The following is a 21,882-nucleotide window of genomic DNA, read 5'->3' as shown; positions in this document are numbered from 1 at the left end:
CGACTGTGTTTGATACGCACACCTTTTTGGCTGTTCAGCCGCACCGGGGGATTTCATGTTTCGCGCGCCTTGCCACGCTTCGCACCTGTTTCTTCGACCCAGCCTCATTGCCACCTGCCTGGCGTTCAGCCTCACTGCCCAGGCTGAGTCGTTCAAACTGCAACTGCCCGCCCAGCCACTGGCCCTGTCCCTGAGCCAAGTGGCGCAACAGGCGAAAATCCAGCTGCTGTTCGATGAAACGTTGCTCAAAAACGCGCAGGCACCGGCGCTCAGCGGTGATTTCACCCCGGAAGTGGCGATTCGCAGCTTGTTGCAAAACGGCGAGTTCACCCTGATCAAAGTCGGCACGACTTACGTGGTGCGTCCCGACGAAGGCAGGACCACCCAAAGCGGCGCGATCCAATTGGACGCCCTCAGCGTGATCGGCACCGGCAACGAAGTCGACTCCGCCACCGTCAACCGTTCCACCCTGACCCAGGCCGATATCGACCGCTACCAGTCCAACAACATCCCAAGCCTGTTGCAGACCTTGCCCGGCGTAAGCCAGGGCGGCTCGCTCAAACCCGGCGGCCAGACCATCAACATCCGGGGCTTCGGTGACGCCGAAGACGTGCCGCTGACCGTCGATGGCGCCACCAAGAGCGGCTTTGAGCGCTATCAACAAGGCACGGTGTTTATCGAGCCCGAGCTGATCAAAAGCATCGAGGTAGAGAAAGGCCCCCACTCGCCGTTCACCGGCAACGGCGGTTTTGGCGGCACGGTCAACATGACCACCAAGGACGCCCCCGACCTGCTCCAGGACGGCCGCAACAGCGGCGCGATGCTCAAATATGGCTACTCCAGCAACGACCACGAACAGGTCTACAGCAGTGCCGTGTATGGCCGCACCGACGACGGCCGTTTCGACGCGCTGGCCTACCTGACCCAACGTGACGGCGGCGACATGAAGGTGGCCGGCAAACTGCCCAACGACAACAACCAGTACCCGATCAACCCCCAGCGCCTGCCCAACTCGGCACAGGACGTGGATGGCAAGTTGTTCAAGGTCAACGCGCACTTCACCGATGAGCACAGCGTGGGCTTGTCCTACTCGCGCTCCCACAGCAACCGCTGGACACCGTTCTCCGCCGCCAGCTACCCGACGCCGCCGACCCAGGCCAACATCGACCGCTACGGCTATGAAAACGCACTGAAACGCTTTTTGGCCCAACGCGACACCACCGACACCACCTGGTCGGGCAAGTACGAATACACACCGCTGGATAACCCGTTGGTGGATCTGACCGTCAAGTACTCCCAGTCCAACACCGAGCAGACGGACGAGCGCGACGCCACCGCGTTCTTCCAGCTCGCCAGCGGCGGACGCAAGATGGACACGTCCTACACCGACAAGAACCTGGACGTACGCAACGTCAGCCTGTTCAGCACCGGGCCGTTGCAACACGCGCTGACGGTGGGTGGGCAGATCCGCAAGCACATCCGCGAAACCGAGATGTGGATGCCCGGTGCCACCTATAACAGCGCACGTTACAACTATGGGCATTTCCAGCCCGGCTTCATGCCCCACGGCAAAGTCGATACCAACAGTTTCTTCGTGCAGGATGCAGTCACCGTCGGGGATGTGACCATCACCCCATCGCTGCGCTACGACCACGTGCGTAACCGCGGCGAAGGCAATGATGCGCCGTACTACAACAACCCGGATCCGTCCTACGGCCACGACTACAGCGACCGCACCTACACCGGCTGGTCGCCGCGCCTGGCGCTGTTCTGGAACGTCACCCCACACCTGGGGCTGTTCGCCAACTGGAGCAAGACCTGGCGCGCGCCGGTCATCGACGAACAATATGAAGTCCAGGGCCTGGGCAGCCGCACCGCTACCAGTCTCGACCTCGACCCGGAACGCATCACCTCGATCAGCCTGGGCAGCGTGACCAGCTTCGATCACGTCATCACCCAGGACGACAATCTGCAATTGCGCACCACGCTCTTCCATAACAAGGTCGAAGACGAAATCTTCAAGGCCACGGGGGTGGGCTGCCAGAACCAGGCCATCAACGGCGGCACGATTTCCAGCGCCTGTCCACCGGGCGCGCTGTCCAACTACCGCAACATCGGCGGCATGACCATCAAGGGCTTTGAACTGGAGTCGTTCTACAACTCCACCTACCTGTTCGGTTCGGTGTCGTTCGCCTATGCCAAAGGCGACCACGAAGGCGCCTACACCAACCCCTGGGGGCCGGATGTACCGGCACGTGACATTCCACCGACCAAGTGGGTACTGGTGCTGGGCACCCACATTCCGGCCTGGGATGCCCAGGTGGGCTGGATGGGCCAGTTCATCGGCGCGACCGACCGCCTGCCCAGCGACAAATATTCCGGCGGCCCGGGCAGCAGTGTCGGCGACCTGTTCTACGACCAATACGGCAACAAGCGTTACAACACCCAGGGCCTGTTCGCCAAATGGAAACCCCAACAGGCTTACCTCAAAGGCACCGAGGTGAACGTCACCGTCGACAACCTGTTCAACGAAAACTTCCGTCCGGCCTTGAGCGGCGACCGTGCCTACACCAAGGGCCGCGACGCGAAGATCAGCATTACGCGGTTCTTCTAAAACTGTACGGATAAATCCGCACGCAGCTGTAGGCCCCTGGTCGACGGGGGTTGTGGCTAGATGGGCTTCCCTGGAAGCCCTCTGGATTTGGGCTTCTCTCTATTTCGGATGCCCCCATGAGCTCGCGCGAAAACACCGGCATGGCCCTCGGCCTGCTGGGTGTCATCATCTTCAGCCTGACCCTGCCCTTCACCCGCATCGTGGTGCAGGAAATCCACCCGTTGCTCAACGGCCTGGGTCGCGCCTTGTTCGCGGCGGTGCCGGCGGCCGCGCTGTTGTTGTGGCGCCGCGAACGCTGGCCGACCTGGCGCCAAGTGCGTGGGTTGTGCCTGGTCATGGCCGGCGTGATCCTGGGTTTCCCGGTACTGTCGGCCTGGGCCATGCAAACCTTGCCGGCGTCCCATGGCGCGTTGGTCAACGGCCTGCAACCGCTGTGCGTGGCGTTGTACGCAGCGTGGCTGTCCCATGAGCGGCCGTCGAAAGCTTTCTGGGCCTGTGCGGCGCTGGGCAGTGGGTTGGTGCTGGGTTACGCCTTGATCACCGGCGCCGGCAGTATTCAGGCGGGCGACCTGCTGATGCTCGGCGCGATCGCCGTGGGCGGCCTGGGTTATGCCGAAGGCGGCCGACTGGCCAAGGAGATGGGCGGCTGGCAGGTGATCTGCTGGGCACTGGTGCTGTCTACGCCCGTGTTGATCGGCCCGGTGTGGTACCTGGCGGCGCAACATCAAGGAACAATCTCGCTGCGCACCTGGTGGGCGTTCGGCTACGTGTCGCTGTTTTCGCAGTTCCTGGGGTTCTTTGCCTGGTACGCCGGGCTGGCCATGGGTGGCATTGCCCGGGTCAGCCAGATTCAACTGCTGCAGATCTTCTTCACCATCGCCTTTTCGGCGTTGTTCTTTGGCGAACATATCGAGCCGGTGACCTGGCTGTTTGCCTGCGGGGTGATCGCGACCGTGATGCTGGGGCGCAAGACCGCGGTGCAGCCTGCACCAGTTCCCAAGCCCCCTCCCACACCGGACTGCGTTTAGACCAGGTACCCATCTGCGCGCAGCAGGGTTTCCAGGCAGTGCTCGGTGATGTGGTAGAACGCCTTCAGCTCTTGAATTTTCTCCAGCAACTGGGCGTTGTCCAACGGTTCGGCGCGTTTGACCGCGAGGATCATCTTGTTCTTGTTGGTGTGTTCCAGGGAGATGAACTCGAACACCTTCGTCTCGTAGCCACAGGCTTCAAGGAACAGTGCACGCAGGCTGTCGGTGACCATTTCCGCCTGTTGGCCAAGGTGCAGGCCGTATTGCAGCATCGGCTTCAATAGTACCGGGCTCTGGATCTGCAGGCGAATCTGTTTGTGGCAGCACGGCGAGCACATGATGATCGACGCGCCGGAGCGGATGCCGGTGTGGATCGCGTAGTCGGTGGCGATATCGCAGGCATGCAGGGCGATCATCACGTCCAGCTCGCTGGGCGCCACGCTGCGCACATCGCCGCATTTGAACACCAGCCCCGGGTGCTCCAGGCGTGCGGCGGCGTTGTTGCACAGGGTGACCATGTCTTCACGCAGCTCAACGCCCGTCACCTCACCCTCGGCCTTGAGGGTGTTGCGCAGGTAGTCGTGGATGGCGAAGGTCAGGTAGCCCTTGCCCGAGCCGAAATCGGCGACGCGCACCGGCTGGTCGAGCTTGAGCGGTGACGAGGTCAACGCATGGCTGAACACTTCGATGAATTTGTTGATCTGCTTCCACTTGCGCGACATCGATGGGATCAGCGCCTGTTTGGCGTCGGTCACCCCCAGGTCGGCAAGGAACGGCCGGCTCAGGTCGAGGAAACGATTTTTCTCGCGGTTATGCTCGGCGGAAGGTGCCTCCCGCAGTTGTTGTGGCTTGCTTTTGAACAGCGAGCTTTTGTTCTTCTTGCTGTATTCCAACTGGGCTTCATCAGTCAGCGACAGCAAGTGCGCGTTCTTGAACGAGGCCGGCAGCAGCTCGGCAATCGCCTTGACGCCTTCGGCCAGGGGCAAATTCTTGGTGATGTCGCGCGTCTTGTAGCGGTAGACGAAAGACAGGCAAGGCTGCTCCTTGACCGCCACCTGCTTGATGATCAGCCGTTGCAGCTCGGCCTCCGTGCCCACGTACTTGGCCAGCACCAGTTTGATAAACGCGTTCTGCGCGAGGCTGGCGTTCAACAGTTCGATGAACTGGGCATGATGATCCGGCGCAGGGCTGGCGGGTTGAGCGGTGACGGACATGAACAAAAACGCCTCGGGCTGGGAATGCCGGGCATTTTAGGGGGGATAGCCCTTCAGGGCACGGAGTTATTTGACCAGTGGTACGCCTTACTCCAGCACCACCAATCGATTGGGCAGTTCGTTACGCGTCTGCGTCACCGGCACATGGACCTTCAACAACTCGCCACAGGCCTCGATGCACGCGATAAACCCCGCCAATGTCTGCCCCTGCTTCACCTGCTGGGTAAACGCCTTGACGATCCCATCCCAACTGCTGTTATCCAGGTGCCTGGAAATCCCCTCATCCACCAGGATCTCCACATACCGCTCCGCCTCGCTGACAAAGATCAGCACCCCAGTGCTGCCCAGCGTGTGGTGCAGGTTCTGCTCCAGAAACTGCCGCCGTGCCAGGTTGGAGGCGCGCCAGTGGCGCACCGAACGCGGGATCAACCGGGTGGTGACCTTGGGCAGGCGGAACACCAGGCACAACACGATGAAGGTCACCCATTGCGCCAGCAACAAGGTGTACATGGTCAGATAACCCGACAGGTAATGCACCACGCCGGGCACCACTAACGCGATCAGGCTGGCCCACAACAGCGGGATGTAGGCGTAGTCATCGGCGCGGGCGGCCAGTACGGTCACCAGTTCCGCGTCGGTGTCTTTTTCCACGCGGGCAATCGCTTGCGCGACTTGGCGCTGCTCGTGCTCAGTCAGTAATGCCATGGTTGTGCTTGCTCTCTCATTATTATCATCACCAGCCGCCTGACGCCCCGCCGCCACCGAAGCCACCACCACCGCCCCGGAAACCACCGCCGCCTCCCCCGCCGCCACCGCCACCACGGCCGCTGTTGCTGAGAATGGCCAGCAGGATCGCCCCCACCGGCAGCCCCATGCGATTGCACAGCCACAACACGCCGATCAGCAGAATAAACAGGCCGATGGAAAAACCGGGATTATCCTTGGCAAAGTTGGCATCCGCCACATGGGCCGGCACGGCCAGCGGCTCGCCACCCACCACCTGCAACATCGCCGCCACGCCGTCGCTGATGCCTTTGCTGTAGTTACCGGCCTTGAAAGCCGGCGCGATCACCTGGTTGATGATGACCCACGACTGCGCATCCGTCAGCACGCCCTCCAGGCCGTAACCGACTTCGATACGCAATTTGCGCTCATCGCGGGCGACGATCAACAGCGCGCCGTTGTCCTTGCCCTTCTGGCCAATGCCCCACTGGCGGCCCAATTGATAACCGAAGTCTTCAATGGGCACACCTTGCAAGTCAGGCACGGTGACCACCACGATCTGGTCACCCGTGGTTTGCTCCAGCGCCTGCAATTGCTGAGTCAGTTGCTGGCGCGTGGCCGGGTCGATCATCTGGGCGTCGTCCACCACCCGCCCGGTCAGCGCCGGGAAGGTCAGCGCCGCGTGGGCCGCACCGACACAGGCCAACCAGCACAGCGCCAGGCCTATCCTTAATAAACGCATCGACACCTCAGGGAAGCCTTATTTGAACTTCACTTGGGGCGCTTTATCGGCATCGGCACTGGTGGCTTCGAACGTCGCGCGGATCGGCAGATCGCTGTACATGATGCTGTGCCACAGGCGGCCCGGGAAGGTGCGGATCTCGGTGTTATACGCCTGTACCGCCTGGATAAAGTCACGCCGGGCCACGGCGATACGGTTCTCGGTACCTTCAAGCTGGGATTGCAGGGCCAGGAAGTTCTGGTTGGCCTTCAGGTCCGGGTAACGCTCGGACACCACCATCAAGCGGCTGAGGGCACCGCTCAAGCCGTCCTGGGCTTGCTGGAACTGCTTGAGTTTTTCCGGGTTATCGAGGGTGCTGGCATCCACCTGGATCGAAGTGGCCTTGGCCCGCGCTTCGATCACAGCGGTCAGGGTGTCCTGCTCATGGGCCGCGTAACCCTTGACCACCTCCACCAGGTTGGGGATCAGGTCGGCGCGCCGTTGGTACTGGTTCTGCACCTGGCCCCAGGCGGCCTTGGCCTGTTCATCCAATGTGGGAATGGTGTTGATGCCGCAACCGCTGAGCACTGTGCTGAGCAAAAACAAAGCGGCGGCCTTGAAGCCCCAGCGGTAGGTGTGTGCTGCTTGCATGGTGTTTCTCCTGGTGCAACGAGATGAATTTGACGGCTGGCCCTATCGCTCACACGCTTGAGGCATAATCCGCGACCACGACTGGATTGCGTCGAGTCAATCAGCTAAAAGATGCCCAGCGCAAATAAGAGTTCAGAAGTGTGGTGCATTTTCAGCAATAACACTCGAACAACAACATAGGTTCCCCACATTTTGGCAGAACGGCGTATTTACGCCGCGCAGTGTGCCGAAAAAGGATATTCATGAAAAAGCTGTGTTTGCTCGGCCTTGTTGCCACTCTGGCCACTCACCCCGTATGGGCAGAAACAAAGCCTGCTGCGCTTAAAGACAAGGACGCCTTCGTCAGCGACCTGCTCAAGCAGATGACCCTGGATGAAAAGATCGGCCAATTGCGCCTGATCAGCATCGGCCCGGAAATGCCCCGCGAGCTGATCCGCAAGGAAATCGCCGCAGGCCGCATCGGCGGCACGTTCAACTCCATCACCCGCCCGGAAAACCGTCCGATGCAGGACGCGGCCATGCGCAGCCGGTTGAAGATCCCGATGTTCTTCGCCTATGACGTGATCCACGGCCACCGGACCATTTTCCCGATCAGCCTGGCCCTCGCCTCCAGCTGGGACATGGACGCCATCGGTCGCTCCGGGCGCATCGCCGCCCAGGAAGCCGCCGCCGACAGCCTCGACATCACCTTTGCGCCGATGGTCGACATCTCCCGCGACCCCCGCTGGGGCCGTACGTCCGAAGGTTTCGGCGAAGACACCTATCTGGTCTCGCGCATTGCCGAAGTGATGGTCAAGGCATTCCAGGGTGCCAGCCCCGCCAACGCCGACAGCCTCATGGCCAGCGTCAAGCACTTCGCCCTGTATGGCGCGGTGGAAGGCGGCCGCGACTACAACGTCGTCGACATGAGCCCGGTCAAGATGTACCAGGACTACCTGCCGCCCTACCATGCGGCGATCAAGGCCGGTTCCGGCGGCGTGATGGTGGCGCTCAACTCCATCAACGGCGTGCCCGCCACCGCCAACACCTGGCTGATGAACGACTTGCTGCGCAAGGACTGGGGCTTCAAGGGCCTGGCCGTCAGCGACCACGGCGCGATCGTCGAGCTGATCAAGCACGGCGTGGCCAAGGACGGGCGTGAAGCCGCCAAGCTGGCGATCAAGGCCGGTATCGACATGAGCATGAACGACTCGCTGTACGGCAAGGAACTGCCGGGGTTGCTCAAGTCCGGCGAAATCCAGCAGAGCGACATCGACAACGCTGTGCGTGAAGTGCTCGGCGCCAAGTACGACATGGGCCTGTTCAAAGACCCGTACCTGCGCATCGGCAAAGCCGAGGACGATCCGGCCGACACCTACGCCGACAGCCGCCTGCACCGCAGCGACGCCCGCGACATTGCGCGCCGCAGCCTGGTGCTGCTGAAAAACCAGCATGACACTCTGCCGCTGAAAAAATCCGCGACCATCGCCCTGGTTGGCCCGCTGGCCAAGGCACCGATCGACATGATGGGCAGTTGGGCCGCGGCCGGTAAGCCGGAACAATCGGTGACCCTGCTCGACGGCATGAACGCGGTGATCGGCGAAAAAGGCAAGATCATCTACGCCCGTGGCGCCAACATCACCAACGACAAGGCGGTGGTCGACTACCTCAACTTCCTCAATTTCGATGCACCGGAAGTGGTGGATGACACCCGCCCAGCCCAGGTGATGATCGACGAGGCCGTGAAAGCCGCCAAGGACGCCGACGTGGTCGTGGCGGCCGTGGGTGAATCGCGGGGCATGTCCCACGAGTCCTCCAGCCGCACCGACCTGAACATCCCGCAAAGCCAGCGCGATTTGATCAAGGCGCTCAAAGCCACCGGCAAACCCCTGGTGCTGGTGCTGATGAACGGCCGCCCACTGTCGATTCTCGATGAGAACCAGCAGGCCGATGCGATCCTGGAAACCTGGTTCGCCGGCACCGAAGGCGGCAACGCTATCGCTGACGTGCTGTTCGGTGACTACAACCCATCGGGCAAGCTGCCGATCACCTTCCCTCGTTCGGTGGGCCAGATTCCGACCTACTACAACCACCTGACCATTGGTCGGCCATTCACCCCAGGCAAACCGGGCAACTACACCTCGCAATACTTCGATGACACCACCGGGCCGCTGTTCCCGTTCGGCTACGGCCTGAGCTACACCACGTTCAGCCTGTCGGACATGGCATTGTCGTCCACGACCCTGAACAAGACCGGCAAGCTCGACGCCAGCGTCACGCTGAAAAACACTGGCAAGGTGGATGGCGAAACCGTGGTGCAGCTGTATATCCAGGATGTGGCCGGTTCGATGATCCGTCCGATCAAGGAGTTGAAGAACTTCCAGAAAGTCATGCTCAAGGCGGGTGAAGAACGCACCTTGCACTTCACCATCACCGAGGACGACTTGAAGTTCTACAACAGCCAGCTCAAATACGCAGCGGAACCGGGTGAATTCAACGTGCAGATCGGGCTCGACTCCCAGGATGTGCAACAGCAGACGTTCGAACTGCTCTAAAAATGTGGGAGGGGGCTTGCTCCCGATAGCGGTGGATCAGTCAATATTTTCAGAGGCTGACACCCTGCAATCGGGAGCAAGCCGAATCCTCGCACCGCCCCTCCCATATTTGATTTCATTGACCTGGTTAGCCGCGTCTATCCAGCAAGTTCACCACCAACCGATCAATCCACCCCCACACCCGCTGTTTCACCCGTCGCCACAACGGCCGAGCCTTCCAGGCCTCCAGGCTCACCGCCTGGCTCTGTGCAAAGTCACGCTCGAAACTGCCCGCCACCGCCTGCGTCAATGCCGGGTCCAGCGCTTCGAGGTTGGCTTCCAGGTTGAAGCGCAGATTCCAGTGATCGAAATTGCACGAGCCCACGCTCACCCAGTCATCTACCAGCACCATTTTCAGGTGCAGGAAGCACGGCTGGTATTCGAAGATCTGCACCCCCGAGCGCAGCAGGCGCGGGTAATAGCGGTGCCCGGCGTAACGCACGGACGGGTGATCGGTGCGCGGGCCGGTGAGCAACAAGCGCACATCCACGCCCCGCGCCGCCGCTCGGCGCAGGGCACGACGCACGCCCCAGGTCGGCAAAAAGTACGGGGTGGCCAGCCAGATGCGTTGCTGGCTGCGGTTCAGTGAGCGCAGCAGTGATTGCAAGATATCGCGGTGCTGACGGGCATCGGCATATGCCACCCGGCCAAGGCCCGGGCCTGTCGCCGGCACCTTGGGCAAGCGCGGCAAACCGAAATGGCGGGAGGCTTTCCACTCCCGGCGCGCCGCATTGGCCTGCCATTGGCGGTCGAACAACGCCTGCCAGTCCTGCACCAGAGGGCCGTGTATATGCACCATCACTTCATGCCAATCGGCGGTGTCGTTGCCCGGTGTCCAGAACTCATCCGTGGCCCCGGTGCCGCCCACAAATGCGTTATGCCGGTCGATCAACAAGAGCTTGCGATGATCGCGGTACAGGTTGCCCATCCACCGGCGCCAGTTGAGGCGATTGTAAAACCGCAGCTCGACACCGGCGTCGATCAAGCGCTTACGCAGCCCAAGGGTAAATGCCAGGCTGCCGTAATCATCGAACAGACAGCGCACCTGCACGCCACGTTCGGCGGCCACGACCAGCGCCTGCACCATGGCTTCGGCACACGCCCCGGCTTCCACCAGATAGAGTTCGAGGTCCACCTGCCGCTCAGCTCGGGCAATGCCCACCAGCATCTGCGGGAAAAAACTCGGCCCGTCGATCAGCAACTCGAAACGGTTGGCGCTGCGCCAGGGGAACACTGCGCCGCCCATGTCAGCGCGCCGAAAAGATCAGTACCGCACCCACCGGCACCGACAAGCTTATAGACGTGAGCCCGGCCGCCTTACGCAAGGCCGCCACACCCGGCATCAGCTCGAAATCCTCGGCGTGCACCACCACAGGTTGCAGGGTCACGACCTGGAACCGGCGATCATCCAGGCGCGTGGCGAGCAGCTCGGCACTGTAAGTCTGGGTCTTGCCATGCAGCGTGACCGCCAGCGGCAGACGCAACTCCAACTGTGCGCCCGGCGCCAGATCGTTGATCGGTTGCAGGTTGATCTGCGCGTTGATCCGGGCTTCAGGGAAAGTCTTGATTTCAAACAGGTCATTGCGCATGCGCTCATCGCGCAGGGGGATGCCACTGTTGATCGACTCCAGCTCCACCTCCAACTGCGCCGCGCCGTTGCCATCCACCTTGCCATGCAACACCAGGAAGCGATGCACTTCGGCAATTTCAGTGTTTTTGGTGGTCACGAACGACAGGCGCGAGGACTCGTTATCCAGGTACCAATCGGCATGGGCAGGTAAGGCGGTGGCGGCCAGGAGGGCGAAGGCCAAGGGTTTGATTGACATTAACGACTCGCGGGGGAAAACCTGAGCGAACCTTAAGCGCAATGTCATGAACGGTGCAAATCCATTGTGGGGGGAGGCGCGCCAGGCCAACGCCAGGTCCTACGTCGACCAATCAACCTATCCCCGCTAGACACGCAGGCGGCCGCCGCTGCACCCATTGCGTCAGTTGCTCATGGGCATACGCCAATTGCAGGACCGCATGGTCGGCCTGCGCCGGGCCGATGATCTGCAGGCCCATGGGCAGGCCCTGGGAGTTAAAGCCCACCGGAATGCTCATGCTCGGCAGGCCGGCCAGGGTGGGGCCGATCACCACTTCCATCCAGCGATGGTAGGTGTCCATGTCACGCCCTGCCACCTGGCGCGGCCAGGGCTGTCGGGCATCGAAAGGGAATACTTGGGCCGTGGGCAACAACAGGAAATCGTAACGTTCGAACAGCTTGGCCAACGCGCGATACCACTCGCTGCGATCCGCCGAGGCCTGATACACCTGCTGGGCACTCAAGCCCAGGCCACCCTCCACTTCCCATTGCGCCTCGGGCTTGAGCAAGGCGCGTTTTTTCGGGTTGGCGTAGGCCCCAGCCAGGTTGCCATGCACCAACCAGTGGCGATGCACCAGCCAACTACGCCACAGGCGCGCCATGGAAAAGTCCGGCAGGCAGCGTTCGACGTTGCAGCCCAGCGTGGCGAAATCCCCGAGGGCCGATTCGCACAAGCTCATGATCCCGTCTTCCATCGGCAGGTAGCCGTTATAGTCGCCCAACCAGCCCAGGCGCGTGCCCTTGAAGTCACGCGCCAAGGGTTGGCCCAAGACGCGCGGATCGTCCTTGGATGACAACGGTACCCGAGGGTCATAACCCGCCTGGATGCTCAGCAGTTGCGCCACATCCGTCACGCTGCGGCCCATCGGGCCTTCGGTGCTCAATTGCTGCACGAACAGTTCCGGCACCGGCCCGTGGGGCACCCGGCCCTGGGACGGGCGCAAGCCGAACACATTGTTGAATGCCGCCGGGTTGCGCAACGAACCCATCATGTCGCTGCCATCGGCCACCGGCAGCATGCGCAGCGCCAGGGCCACGGCCGCCCCGCCGCTGCTGCCGCCTGCGACGCGGCTGGGGTCGTACGCGTTTCCGGTGGTGCCGAACAGCGTGTTGTAGGTCTGTGAGCCGAGGCCGAACTCCGGCACGTTGCTCTTGCCGATGATGATCGAGCCGCTGGCACGCACGCGTGCCACGCTGATCGCGTCTTCTGTCGGAACATGATCGGCGAACAATGGCGAACCCAGGGTCGTGCGTAACCCTTGGGTGGCCGCCAGGTCCTTGATCGCCTGGGGCATGCCGTGCATCCAGCCACGGGACCGGCCCTGGGCCAATTCGCGATCACAGGCCCGCGCCTCGGCCAGCACCTCATCGGTTTCGCGCAGCGACACCAGCGCATTCACGCTCGGGTTGAAACGCTGGATCTGCGCCAGAAATGCCAGCATCACTTCTTCGCAGGAGACCTGCCGGGCGTGGATCGCCCGTGACAGTTGCACGGCATCCCAATCAACAATACTCAAGGCCTCACCTCACTCGCAAACGATAGCGGCTACCTGGCAAACGCTACCTCATGCGTACAGTAAGCACACCGGCAACGTCAGCGTGCAAGCTGACAGCAACGGCGTGTGCGTACAGGTGTGAAACTTCAAGGCAACAGGCGGCAGCCCTGGCGGTCCCCCATCCACCGTGCAGTATGGGTGCGCCCCAACCCACTGGCGGTGACTTCACTGCGCTGCGGGTTATCGCTCAACGCATTGATCGGCACGTACTGCTTCACATACCCGCGGCAATAATCGGCCGGGTTGTTCTCCACATACCGGCACGAACAATATTCCTTGGCCGTGTACGCCGCGATGATGTCGGGGAAGGCTTGCAGGTTGACGCGCTCGTGCCAGATCCAACCCAGCAAGGCTAGCAACAACAGTAGAAACAGACTGGTAAACGGTCGACGGCGGATCATGGTTGCACCGCCGCAAGCACGCGTTTGAGCAATTCGTTATGGCGGTAGCTGCCGTCGCGGTCGTCGCCGTAACGCACGATCACCAAGTGTTCGTCGGGCATCACGAACAATGCCTGGCCCCAGTGGCCGAGGGCGGCAAAGGTGTCGGCAGGGGCGTCGGGCCAGGGTTGCGGCACGCCTTTGTTAAGCCACCAATGCCCACCCGGCACCGCGTCGTCCTGGCCGGCTTTGTAGCGGTCGAACGGCTGGCGGTTGAAGGCGACCCAGTCTTTGCGCAGCAACTGCTGATCACCCCAGCGCCCGTCGCGCGCCATCAGCAGGCCGACCCGCGCCAGATCGCGGGCCGTGAGGTAGGCGTAGGACGAGGCGACAAAGGTTTCATTGGCATCGGTTTCCCACGTGGCGTTGTGAATGCCCAGCGGTTTGAACAGCGCGTCCCACGGGTAACTCATATAGGCCTTGTGACCGAGCATGCCTTTGAGGGCGGCGGAGAGGATATTGCTGTCGCCGCTGGAGTAACGGAACGCCTGGCCTGGCGGGTTGACGGACGCGGTGTCTGCGGCGAAGTCGGCCATATCGCCACGGCCGCGGGTGTAGAGCATTGCCACCACCGAGGAATTCAGCGGAGCGTATTCATAGTCCTCCTGCCAGTCCAGGCCCGAGGCCCAGTGCAGCAAGTCGGCCATCGTCACCGTGGGGTGCTGTTTCATCGGCGGGTAAAAGCGCGCCACGGGGTCGCTCAGCTTGAAGCGGTTTTCGCCGTAGGCCACACCCAGCACAGTGGCCATCAGGCTTTTACTGACGGACCACGTCAGGTGCGGCGTGCTGGCCGTGGTAGGCGCGCCGTAGCGCTCATAAATGATCTGGCCATCGCGGATCACCAGCAAGGCGTCGGTGCGGATGCCTTTGCGGGTGACGTCATCGCGGGCTGGGAATGCGTAGGCATCCAATGCATCGACAGCAGGGCCGGAAAGCGCTGTGCCCTTGGCCCATTCCTTGTCGGGCCAGGTTTCGGCGTGGGCGGTAACGGTGACGAACAGCAGGGCGACACACAGCAAGCCTCTGACCATAAACGCAGACTCAACGAGGGGGCATTCAAGCCCGCGAGCCTAGCCGAGGCCGATGACAGATTTGCGACAAACAGCCTGTCATCCAACCGTCACCGTAACTTCATGGAGATGACACCGAGGCTACATAGCCTGAGTTTGGACAAACAAGTCGACCGGCCGGTAAGTGGCCGGCACTCGGAGATTCGCCATGACTCAGATCGCCCGCATCAGCGACACCGGCAATGAACGCCGCCTGCAAGCCGAACGCCTGGTTGGCGCACAGGCGTTGCACGAAGCCCAGGCCCTGCGGTTCAACGTGTTCAGCGGCGAATTCAACGCCAAGCTGAAAGGTGCGGAACAGGGCCTGGACATGGATGATTATGATGTTCACTGCAGCCACATCGGCGTGCGTGATTTGAACAGCGGTCGACTGGTGGCGACCACCCGTTTGCTGGACCACCAGGCAGCCGGCACTCTGGGCCGGTTCTACAGTGAAGAAGAATTCAGCCTGCACGGTTTGTTGCATCTGCAAGGCCCGATCCTGGAAATCGGCCGCACGTGCGTCGACCCCGCTTACCGCAACGGCGGCACCATCGCGGTACTGTGGGGCGAGTTGGCCGAGGTGCTCAACGAGGGCGGCTACAACTACCTGATGGGCTGCGCGAGCATCCCGATGCACGATGGCGGCATCCAGGCCCACGCGATCATGCAGCGCCTGCGCGAACGCTACCTGTGCAATGAACACTTGCGCGCCGAACCGAAAAAGCCGCTGCCGGCGCTGGACCTGCCGTCCAACGTCATCGCCGAGATGCCGCCCCTGCTCAAGGCGTATATGCGCCTGGGTGCGAAGATCTGCGGTGAGCCGTGCTGGGATGAAGACTTCCAGGTGGCCGACGTATTTATCCTGCTCAAGCGCGATGAGTTATGCCCGCGTTACGCCCGCCACTTCAAGGCGGCAATGTGATGAGCCGTCTGCGCGTCTATGGGCGCATTGCACGGGTGTTGCTGGTGGTGGCGCTGGGCTTGAGCATGGCCAGTGTCTTTGGGGTGTTCGAACGCTTGGGTGTCGCCAACTCGATGGTGCGACGCCAGCGCTGGTCGCGATTCTTCATGGCGCGGTTGACTAACGCCCTGCCCTTTCGCGTGACGGTACACGGCGAGCTGCCGCAAACGCCGATGCTGTGGGTGAGTAATCACGTGTCCTGGACCGACATTCCGCTGCTGGGCATGGTCACGCCGATGTCGTTCCTGTCCAAGGCCGAAGTGCGCACCTGGCCGGTCGCCGGCTGGTTGGCGGCCAAGGCCGGCAGCCTGTTTATCCGCCGGGGCTCGGGCGACAGCCAGTTGATCCGCAAGCAGATGACCCGCCATCTGGAGCAGCAGCACCCACTGCTGATGTTCCCGGAGGGCACCACCACCGACGGGCGCAGCCTGCGCACCTTCCACGGACGTTTGCTGGCCAGTGCCATTGATGCCGAGGTGTCACTGCAACCGGTGGCCATTCGTTATCTGCGCGGTGGCCAGGTAGATCCGCTGGCACCGTTCATTGGCGATGATGATTTGCTCTCGCACCTGATGCGCCTGTTTGCCAATGACCAGGGCGATGTCGAGATTCATGTGCTCAAGCCGATTGCCTGTGCCGGCCAGGAACGCGCGGCATTGGCGTACCAGGCGCAACAAGCGGTGCAGAAAGCCTTGTTCGGGCCGCTGCCGGAGATCGAGCAGGTGGATGCACGGCCTGCATTCGCTGCCTGAATCGTTCAAATGTGGGAGGGGCCTGCTCCCTCCCACACTTGGCCTGATGCTGCCAGTTGGGTGCTGGCAAACGCCTGCAGTTGCGGATAGAACACCCGGAAGTCCTCACTCAACGGCTCATAGAGCACCCGCAATTCCTGCATCGCATGGCCCAGTTCTGCGGGCTGTGTCAGGCGCCGTGAAATCCCCCGCAACACCTGCTCCATCACCGCAAACTCGCGGTAGGAACCCAACCAGTCATCCGCCGCCATATAGGGGGCGATCTGCGCCAGGCGCCCTGGCAACTGCCGTTCGGCCGCCAATACGCGATACACCTGCGAGGTGAAGCGCTCCAGTGGTTGGTCGGCATACACCAGCCAGTCCCGCGCCAGGCAGTGGTCGAAAAACACATCGAGGACGATCCCGGCATAACGCCGGCGGGTCAGGCTAAAGCGCGACAACGCCTGCCCCACCCGTGGGTGGCTGTCGGTGTAGCGGTCGATTGAGCGGTGCAGCGCAATGGCCGATTCGATTTGCGGGCTGAACTGGCCCTGCAGGCGGCCTTTGACGAAGTCGCCATAGAGGCTGCCCAACAGTTGCGCAGGAAGTTGGCCGCCCAGGTGCAGATGTGCGAGATAATTCATGACGTGCAGTCTAACACTGCCGCCAACGTATCGTTATAACCCGATATACCGATTTGAGCTGGATTAAGTCCAAAATCATATTGGAATATCGGGATATAGCGATTTAAAGTTCGCCTCATCGCGATATAACGCTGCAAGCAACGAGCAACCGCCATGTCCATCGACCTCGACGAAATAATAAAAGCCCTGGCACACCCAGTACGACGAGACATCCTCACCTGGCTTAAAGACCCCAAGGTGCAGTTTCCCGAGCAACTGCATAACCACGAATACGGCATTTGCGCCGGGCAGATCGACCAGCGCTGCGGCTTGTCCCAGTCGACGGTGTCGGCCCACCTGGCCACCTTGCAACGGGCCGGTCTGATCAGCAGCCAGAAGGCTGGGCAGTGGCACTTTTTCAAACGCAACGAGGAAACCATCCAAGCCTTCCTCGCTGCGCTCATTACCGAACTCAGCGCTGACGATAAGGCAGCGCTATAACAAGGACAGGATAATGCCTCTCTCGCTACTCATACTGGCCCTGAGCGCCTTTGCCATCGGCACCACCGAGTTCGTCATCATGGGCTTGTTGCCCGATGTGGCGGCAGACTTGGGTGTGTCGATTCCAGGTGCCGGCTGGCTGGTGACCGGCTACGCCCTGGGCGTGGCCATCGGCGCGCCCTTCATGGCATTGGCGACCGCCAAGCTGCCACGCAAGGCCGCCCTGGTAGTGCTGATGGGCATCTTCATTATCGGCAATCTGCTCTGCGCCCTGGCCAGCGACTACAACGTGCTGATGTTTGCCCGCGTGGTGACCGCGCTGTGCCACGGTGCCTTCTTCGGTATCGGTTCGGTGGTGGCCGCCAACCTGGTGCCCGCCAACAAGCGTGCCTCGGCCGTGGCCTTGATGTTCACCGGCTTGACCCTGGCCAACGTGCTTGGCGTGCCATTGGGCACGGCGCTGGGCCAGGCAGCCGGCTGGCGCTCGACCTTCTGGGCCGTCACCGTGATTGGCGTGGTGGCGTTGATCGGTCTGATGCGCTTCCTGCCCGCCAAGCGTGATGAAGAAAAACTCGACATGCGCGCCGAACTCAAAGCGCTGCAGGGCGCCGGTATCTGGCTGTCGCTGAGCATGACCGCGCTGTTTTCAGCGTCCATGTTCACGCTCTTTACCTACGTCGCGCCGTTGCTGGGCGATGTCACCGGCGTGTCGCCCAAGGGCGTGACCTGGACGCTGTTGCTGATCGGCCTGGGCCTCACCCTGGGCAACATCATCGGCGGCAAGCTGGCGGACAAACGCCTGGGCGCCACCTTGATCGGCGTGTTCATCAGCATGGCGGTGGTTTCCACCGTACTGAGCTGGACCAGCGCCGCACTGATCCCGACTGAAATCACCCTGTTCCTGTGGGCCACCGCTGCGTTCGCCGCCGTCCCTGCACTGCAAATCAACGTGGTGACCTTCGGCAAGGCTGCACCGAACCTGGTGTCCACCCTGAACATCGGCGCTTTCAATGTCGGCAACGCCCTCGGCGCCTGGGTGGGCGGCAGTGTGATTGCCCACGGCCTCGGCCTGACCAGTGTGCCCCTGGCCGCCGGTGCCCTGGCGGTGCTCGCGCTGCTGGTGACCTTGATGACTTTCCGTCAGGGCGGCGACGCCGACCTGGCACCTGCGACCAACTGATCAACTTAATAGAGAGAGTGTTTTCCCATGACGACTATTTTCGATCCGATCAAACTGGGCGACCTGGAACTGTCCAACCGCATCATCATGGCGCCGCTGACCCGTTGCCGCGCCGATGCCGGTCGCGTTCCCAATGCACTGATGGCCGAGTACTACGTGCAACGTGCTTCCGCCGGGCTGATCCTCAGCGAAGCCACTTCGGTCACGCCGATGGGCGTGGGTTACCCTGACACTCCGGGCATCTGGTCCAACGACCAAGTACGCGGCTGGGCGAATGTCACCAAGGCCGTGCACGGCGCGGGCGGCAAGATTTTCCTGCAACTGTGGCACGTAGGGCGCATCTCGCATGAGTCCTACCTGAACGGCGAAACGCCGGTGGCCCCGAGCGCCATCCAGCCTAAAGGCCACGTCAGCCTGGTGCGCCCACTGGCCGACTACCCTACCCCGCGCGCCCTGGAAACCGCTGAAATCGCCGACATCGTCGACGCCTACCGCGTGGGTGCGGAAAACGCCAAGGCCGCAGGTTTTGACGGTGTGGAAATCCACGGCGCCAACGGCTACCTGCTCGACCAGTTCCTGCAAAGCAGCACCAACCAGCGTACCGACAACTATGGCGGCTCCCTGGAAAACCGGGCGCGCCTGCTGCTGGAAGTGACCGACGCTGCGATTGAAGTCTGGGGTGCCGGCCGTGTGGGCGTACACTTGGCTCCGCGCGCCGACTCCCATGACATGGGCGACGAGAACCTGGCGGAAACCTTCACCTACGTCGCGAGCGAACTGGGCAAACGTGGTATCGCCTTCATCTGCTCCCGCGAAAAAGAAGGTGCCGACAGTCTCGGCCCACAGCTGAAAAAAGCCTTCGGCGGCCCGTACATCGCCAACGAGCGCTTCACCAAGGACAGCGCCAACGCCTGGCTGGCCGCCGGCAAGGCGGATGCGGTGGCCTTCGGCGTACCGTTCATTGCCAACCCGGACCTGCCGGCCCGTCTGAAGGCCGATGCGCCGCTGAACGAAGCGCACCCGGAAACCTTCTACGGCAAAGGCCCGGTGGGTTACATCGACTACCCGACGCTGGCGCTTTGAGCGTCACTCTGAATAAGTAGTACGACAATAAAATGTGGGAGGGGGCTTGCCCCCGATAGCGGTGTGTCAGCCAACGAATCAGGCGACTGACACTGTGCTATCGGGAGCAAGCCCCCTCCCACATTTTGCTTTATATAGCCTATGAGGAAACATTCCTTCACAGGCTTGCAACAAAATCGCTACAAAATACTTAGGCGGCTACCTATCAACCGCCGGTCAGCCCGTATATAAAGTCATCCTACCCATCACGCGAAGGGGCGATTGACTGTTTCTGGAATTTGCCGTTGACACAACTGGAAGCAATTACGCATTTTGTCTTAATTGCGCAGGCTGGGGCTCAGGCGCAGCATGTCCAGCCCTGTATCCACCCAACGCTCGGCGTCCTGGTGCAGTTGGAAGCTGTCAGGCACCAATAGCCATTGGCCAATCAAGCCGTGGATGTAGGCGTGGATGCACACGGCACCACGGGTAGTGTCCAGGTTTTCCGGCAGTTGTCCCCGATTGACCGCGTTACGCAACGTCAGGCCGATGCGCAGGTTGCACTCAAGACTGTGGGTCTGGCGTTGGCGCCGCATGTCACACATTTCGTCGGTGAACTCGCACTTATGAAACAGGATTTCGTTGATGCGACGGGTTTTCGGGTCCAGGGCCACTTGATGATAAAGATGAATCAACAGCTTGCGCATACAGCCCAGCGGGTCGACTTCATCCTCGCTTTCACTCGCCCTGGCCAATTCGTCCAGGGGTTCGTGCAGTGTGTCCAGCAATGCCTGGAACAAGTCCGACTTGTTACTGAAATGCCAGTAAATGGCACCGCGTGTCACGCCGGCCAGCGTGGCGATGTCCGCCAGCGTGGTCCGCGCGACGCCGCGCTGATAAAAGGCGTGCTCGGCGGCCTCGAGAATCTGGCTGCGCGTTTCCTGAGCTTCCTCTTTGGTGCGACGAACCATGGCAGTAAAACCTCAATCAGAACACTTGGGATGATCGGTAACGAGCATCTGAATAATTGTGGGACGACGCCGTCAGGGGCGCCGAACGTACTAGAATCGAGGCTTTCAGCGGTGCTTTGTCAACATTGCGCGAAGCCTGTCAAGAGTTTACAAACAACCATGAACGTAAGTATATTGCGTAGCAAGCTACTTATCTACTCACAGCTTGTTTTTTACCCTTCCACACTGCTTGTGCGCACTCTGCGCGCCTGACCCGAGGATCTTCATGCAACTTAAGCCAGCTGTTACCGCTCTGGTCACTGCCGTCGCCCTGGCATCGCTGCTCAGCGGATGTAAAAAGGAAGAAGCGGCTCCGCCCGCTCAAACCCCTCAGGTCGGCGTGGTCACCATTCAACCGCAAGCCTTTACCCTGACCACTGAACTGCCGGGCCGCACCACGGCTTACCGCATTGCGGAAGTCCGCCCCCAGGTCAATGGCATCATTCTCAAGCGCCTGTTCAAGGAAGGCGGCGACGTGAAGGAAGGGCAGCAGCTCTACCAGATCGACCCGTCGGTGTATGAGGCCACCCTGAAAAGCGCCCAAGCCAGCCTGACCCAGACCAAGTCCATCAGCGACCGCTACAAGCAGTTGGTCAATGAGCAGGCCGTCAGTCGTCAGGAATACGACACCGCCGTGGCCAACCGCATGACCGCCGAAGCCAACGTGCAAACCGCCCAGATCAACGTGCGCTACACCAAAGTGTTCGCGCCGATCTCCGGGCGTATCGGCCGTTCTTCGGTGACCGAAGGCGCGCTGGTCAGCAATGGCCAGACCGATGCACTGGCCGTGATCCAGCAACTGGACCCGATCTACGTCGACGTCACGCAGTCCTCGGCTGAAATGCTGAAACTGCGCCGCGACCTGGAAAGCGGCCAGCTGCAAAAAGCTGGCGACAACGCCGCCAAGGTCAAGCTGACCCTGGAAGACGGCACCGCCTACGGCCTGGACGGCAAGCTGGAATTCTCGGAAGTGTCGGTCGACCAGACCACCGGTTCCGTGACCCTGCGCGCCGTGTTCCCCAACCCTGACCACACCCTGCTGCCGGGCATGTTCGTCCACGCCCAACTGCAAGCCGGTGTGAACAGCAAGGCTATCCTGGCGCCGCAGCAAGGCGTGACCCGTGACCTCAAGGGCATCCCGACGGCACTGGTCGTGAACCAGGACAACAAGGTCGAACAGCGCGTCCTGGTGGCGAACCGCACTGCCGGCGCCTATTGGCTGGTGGAAGATGGCCTGAAGGCCGGTGACCGCGTGATCACCGAGGGCCTGCAGTTCATCAAGCCGGGCATCGAAGTCAAGGTCAAGGACGCTGATAACGCTAAACCCGCCGGTACGGCTGCAGCACCTGCTGCCGCTGCTGGTAAAGGGGAGTAATTC

The 21,882-nt window shown here is 61.6% G+C and carries 20 protein-coding genes; 9 read left to right on the top strand and 11 right to left on the bottom strand.

Annotated elements, in window-relative coordinates; genetic code table 11:
- Nucleotides 1–55 precede the first annotated feature (55 nt).
- Both JBE38_RS18125 and JBE38_RS18120 read left to right on the top strand, forming a co-directional pair.
- Nucleotides 56–2,614 (top strand): TonB-dependent receptor, encoded by a 2,559-nt coding sequence (locus JBE38_RS18125; RefSeq protein ID WP_205344802.1) that lies wholly within the window; start codon nucleotides 56–58, stop codon nucleotides 2,612–2,614.
- A gap of 116 nt (nucleotides 2,615–2,730) precedes the next feature.
- A complete protein-coding gene (locus tag JBE38_RS18120) occupies nucleotides 2,731–3,642 on the top strand; it encodes a DMT family transporter (RefSeq protein WP_090366278.1) in 912 nt (303 codons plus the stop codon).
- Here JBE38_RS18120 and JBE38_RS18115 read toward each other — a convergent pair.
- From JBE38_RS18115 to JBE38_RS18100, 4 genes are all read right to left on the bottom strand, one after another.
- A complete protein-coding gene (locus tag JBE38_RS18115; protein WP_060753755.1) occupies nucleotides 3,639–4,856 on the bottom strand; it encodes a class I SAM-dependent methyltransferase in 1,218 nt (405 codons plus the stop codon). The genes JBE38_RS18120 and JBE38_RS18115 overlap by 4 nt on opposite strands.
- Nucleotides 4,857–4,943: 87 nt before the next feature.
- Nucleotides 4,944–5,561 carry a TPM domain-containing protein gene (locus JBE38_RS18110; protein ID WP_060753756.1) on the bottom strand — a complete coding sequence of 206 codons (618 nt, stop codon included), beginning with the start codon at nucleotides 5,559–5,561 and terminating at the stop codon, nucleotides 4,944–4,946.
- 28 nt (nucleotides 5,562–5,589) lie between these two features.
- Nucleotides 5,590–6,321, bottom strand: coding sequence for a TPM domain-containing protein (locus tag JBE38_RS18105; RefSeq protein ID WP_205344801.1), 732 nt, complete (start codon nucleotides 6,319–6,321; stop codon nucleotides 5,590–5,592).
- Between the two features lie 18 nt (nucleotides 6,322–6,339).
- Nucleotides 6,340–6,951: a LemA family protein gene (locus JBE38_RS18100; RefSeq protein WP_060753758.1), complete on the bottom strand. Its 612-nt coding sequence runs from the start codon at nucleotides 6,949–6,951 to the stop codon at nucleotides 6,340–6,342.
- 242 nt (nucleotides 6,952–7,193) lie between these two features.
- Here JBE38_RS18100 and bglX point away from each other — a divergent pair, with 242 nt between their 5' ends.
- Entirely contained in the window at nucleotides 7,194–9,485 is a 2,292-nt protein-coding gene (gene bglX / locus JBE38_RS18095; protein ID WP_205344800.1) for a beta-glucosidase BglX, read from the top strand.
- A gap of 127 nt (nucleotides 9,486–9,612) precedes the next feature.
- Here bglX and JBE38_RS18090 read toward each other — a convergent pair whose 3' ends face one another.
- The 5 genes from JBE38_RS18090 to JBE38_RS18070 form a co-directional block, all read right to left on the bottom strand.
- Nucleotides 9,613–10,770 carry a phospholipase D-like domain-containing protein gene (locus tag JBE38_RS18090; protein WP_161549729.1) on the bottom strand — a complete coding sequence of 386 codons (1,158 nt, stop codon included), beginning with the start codon at nucleotides 10,768–10,770 and terminating at the stop codon, nucleotides 9,613–9,615.
- A 1-nt stretch (nucleotide 10,771) separates the two neighbouring features.
- Nucleotides 10,772–11,350, bottom strand: coding sequence for a YceI family protein (locus tag JBE38_RS18085; protein WP_161549730.1), 579 nt, complete (start codon nucleotides 11,348–11,350; stop codon nucleotides 10,772–10,774).
- 112 nt (nucleotides 11,351–11,462) lie between these two features.
- Nucleotides 11,463–12,905 carry an amidase gene (locus JBE38_RS18080; RefSeq protein WP_205344799.1) on the bottom strand — a complete coding sequence of 481 codons (1,443 nt, stop codon included), beginning with the start codon at nucleotides 12,903–12,905 and terminating at the stop codon, nucleotides 11,463–11,465.
- A 125-nt stretch (nucleotides 12,906–13,030) separates the two neighbouring features.
- Nucleotides 13,031–13,345, bottom strand: a complete 315-nt coding sequence (locus JBE38_RS18075) for an amidase (protein WP_104995753.1) — start codon at nucleotides 13,343–13,345, stop codon at nucleotides 13,031–13,033.
- Nucleotides 13,342–14,415 carry a serine hydrolase domain-containing protein gene (locus tag JBE38_RS18070; protein ID WP_205344798.1) on the bottom strand — a complete coding sequence of 358 codons (1,074 nt, stop codon included), beginning with the start codon at nucleotides 14,413–14,415 and terminating at the stop codon, nucleotides 13,342–13,344. The genes JBE38_RS18075 and JBE38_RS18070 overlap by 4 nt, the downstream gene beginning before the upstream one ends.
- Before the next feature lie 187 nt (nucleotides 14,416–14,602).
- Here JBE38_RS18070 and olsB point away from each other — a divergent pair, with 187 nt between their 5' ends.
- Both olsB and JBE38_RS18060 read left to right on the top strand, forming a co-directional pair.
- Nucleotides 14,603–15,358, top strand: a complete 756-nt coding sequence (gene olsB, locus JBE38_RS18065) for an L-ornithine N(alpha)-acyltransferase (RefSeq protein ID WP_205344797.1) — start codon at nucleotides 14,603–14,605, stop codon at nucleotides 15,356–15,358.
- Nucleotides 15,358–16,149, top strand: a complete 792-nt coding sequence (locus tag JBE38_RS18060; RefSeq protein ID WP_060753766.1) for a lysophospholipid acyltransferase family protein — start codon at nucleotides 15,358–15,360, stop codon at nucleotides 16,147–16,149. The genes olsB and JBE38_RS18060 overlap by 1 nt, the downstream gene beginning before the upstream one ends.
- 5 nt (nucleotides 16,150–16,154) lie before the next feature.
- Here JBE38_RS18060 and JBE38_RS18055 read toward each other — a convergent pair whose 3' ends face one another.
- Nucleotides 16,155–16,772, bottom strand: coding sequence for an acyl carrier protein phosphodiesterase (locus JBE38_RS18055; RefSeq protein ID WP_205344796.1), 618 nt, complete (start codon nucleotides 16,770–16,772; stop codon nucleotides 16,155–16,157).
- 153 nt (nucleotides 16,773–16,925) lie between these two features.
- Between JBE38_RS18055 and JBE38_RS18050 the strand changes: the two genes are divergently transcribed.
- Genes JBE38_RS18050 through JBE38_RS18040 form a run of 3 tightly spaced genes read left to right on the top strand, consistent with a single transcriptional unit; the run spans nucleotide 16,926 to nucleotide 19,515 of the window.
- A complete protein-coding gene (locus tag JBE38_RS18050) occupies nucleotides 16,926–17,252 on the top strand; it encodes an ArsR/SmtB family transcription factor (RefSeq protein WP_060753768.1) in 327 nt (108 codons plus the stop codon).
- Between the two features lie 13 nt (nucleotides 17,253–17,265).
- Nucleotides 17,266–18,432: an MFS transporter gene (locus tag JBE38_RS18045; RefSeq protein ID WP_090366298.1), complete on the top strand. Its 1,167-nt coding sequence runs from the start codon at nucleotides 17,266–17,268 to the stop codon at nucleotides 18,430–18,432.
- Nucleotides 18,433–18,459: 27 nt separating this feature from the next.
- A complete protein-coding gene (locus JBE38_RS18040; protein ID WP_104995748.1) occupies nucleotides 18,460–19,515 on the top strand; it encodes an alkene reductase in 1,056 nt (351 codons plus the stop codon).
- Between the two features lie 317 nt (nucleotides 19,516–19,832).
- Here the strand turns inward: JBE38_RS18040 and JBE38_RS18035 are convergent, their stop codons facing one another.
- Nucleotides 19,833–20,465, bottom strand: coding sequence for a TetR family transcriptional regulator (locus JBE38_RS18035; RefSeq protein WP_090366301.1), 633 nt, complete (start codon nucleotides 20,463–20,465; stop codon nucleotides 19,833–19,835).
- A gap of 265 nt (nucleotides 20,466–20,730) precedes the next feature.
- Between JBE38_RS18035 and JBE38_RS18030 the strand changes: the two genes are divergently transcribed.
- A complete protein-coding gene (locus JBE38_RS18030; RefSeq protein WP_060753772.1) occupies nucleotides 20,731–21,879 on the top strand; it encodes an efflux RND transporter periplasmic adaptor subunit in 1,149 nt (382 codons plus the stop codon).
- Nucleotides 21,880–21,882: the final 3 nt, after the last annotated feature.

The sequence above is a fragment of the Pseudomonas sp. ICBG1301 genome (assembly GCF_016918385.1).
Classification (GTDB): Bacteria; Pseudomonadota; Gammaproteobacteria; order Pseudomonadales; family Pseudomonadaceae; genus Aquipseudomonas; species Aquipseudomonas palleroniana.
The sequence above is the reverse complement of the archived record's forward strand: the minus strand, read 5'-3'. Positions and strand labels throughout refer to the sequence as shown.

Coding starts and splice junctions, on each gene's coding strand:
- JBE38_RS18125 (WP_205344802.1), top strand. CDS start 56: ATGTTTCGCGCGCCTTGCCACGCTTCGCACCTGTTTCTTCGACCCAGC.
- JBE38_RS18120 (WP_090366278.1), top strand. CDS start 2,731: ATGAGCTCGCGCGAAAACACCGGCATGGCCCTCGGCCTGCTGGGTGTC.
- JBE38_RS18115 (WP_060753755.1), bottom strand. CDS start 4,856: ATGTCCGTCACCGCTCAACCCGCCAGCCCTGCGCCGGATCATCATGCC.
- JBE38_RS18110 (WP_060753756.1), bottom strand. CDS start 5,561: ATGGCATTACTGACTGAGCACGAGCAGCGCCAAGTCGCGCAAGCGATT.
- JBE38_RS18105 (WP_205344801.1), bottom strand. CDS start 6,321: ATGCGTTTATTAAGGATAGGCCTGGCGCTGTGCTGGTTGGCCTGTGTC.
- JBE38_RS18100 (WP_060753758.1), bottom strand. CDS start 6,951: ATGCAAGCAGCACACACCTACCGCTGGGGCTTCAAGGCCGCCGCTTTG.
- bglX (WP_205344800.1), top strand. CDS start 7,194: ATGAAAAAGCTGTGTTTGCTCGGCCTTGTTGCCACTCTGGCCACTCAC.
- JBE38_RS18090 (WP_161549729.1), bottom strand. CDS start 10,770: ATGGGCGGCGCAGTGTTCCCCTGGCGCAGCGCCAACCGTTTCGAGTTG.
- JBE38_RS18085 (WP_161549730.1), bottom strand. CDS start 11,350: ATGTCAATCAAACCCTTGGCCTTCGCCCTCCTGGCCGCCACCGCCTTA.
- JBE38_RS18075 (WP_104995753.1), bottom strand. CDS start 13,345: ATGATCCGCCGTCGACCGTTTACCAGTCTGTTTCTACTGTTGTTGCTA.
- JBE38_RS18070 (WP_205344798.1), bottom strand. CDS start 14,415: ATGGTCAGAGGCTTGCTGTGTGTCGCCCTGCTGTTCGTCACCGTTACC.
- olsB (WP_205344797.1), top strand. CDS start 14,603: ATGACTCAGATCGCCCGCATCAGCGACACCGGCAATGAACGCCGCCTG.
- JBE38_RS18060 (WP_060753766.1), top strand. CDS start 15,358: ATGAGCCGTCTGCGCGTCTATGGGCGCATTGCACGGGTGTTGCTGGTG.
- JBE38_RS18055 (WP_205344796.1), bottom strand. CDS start 16,772: ATGAATTATCTCGCACATCTGCACCTGGGCGGCCAACTTCCTGCGCAA.
- JBE38_RS18050 (WP_060753768.1), top strand. CDS start 16,926: ATGTCCATCGACCTCGACGAAATAATAAAAGCCCTGGCACACCCAGTA.
- JBE38_RS18045 (WP_090366298.1), top strand. CDS start 17,266: ATGCCTCTCTCGCTACTCATACTGGCCCTGAGCGCCTTTGCCATCGGC.
- JBE38_RS18040 (WP_104995748.1), top strand. CDS start 18,460: ATGACGACTATTTTCGATCCGATCAAACTGGGCGACCTGGAACTGTCC.
- JBE38_RS18035 (WP_090366301.1), bottom strand. CDS start 20,465: ATGGTTCGTCGCACCAAAGAGGAAGCTCAGGAAACGCGCAGCCAGATT.
- JBE38_RS18030 (WP_060753772.1), top strand. CDS start 20,731: ATGCAACTTAAGCCAGCTGTTACCGCTCTGGTCACTGCCGTCGCCCTG.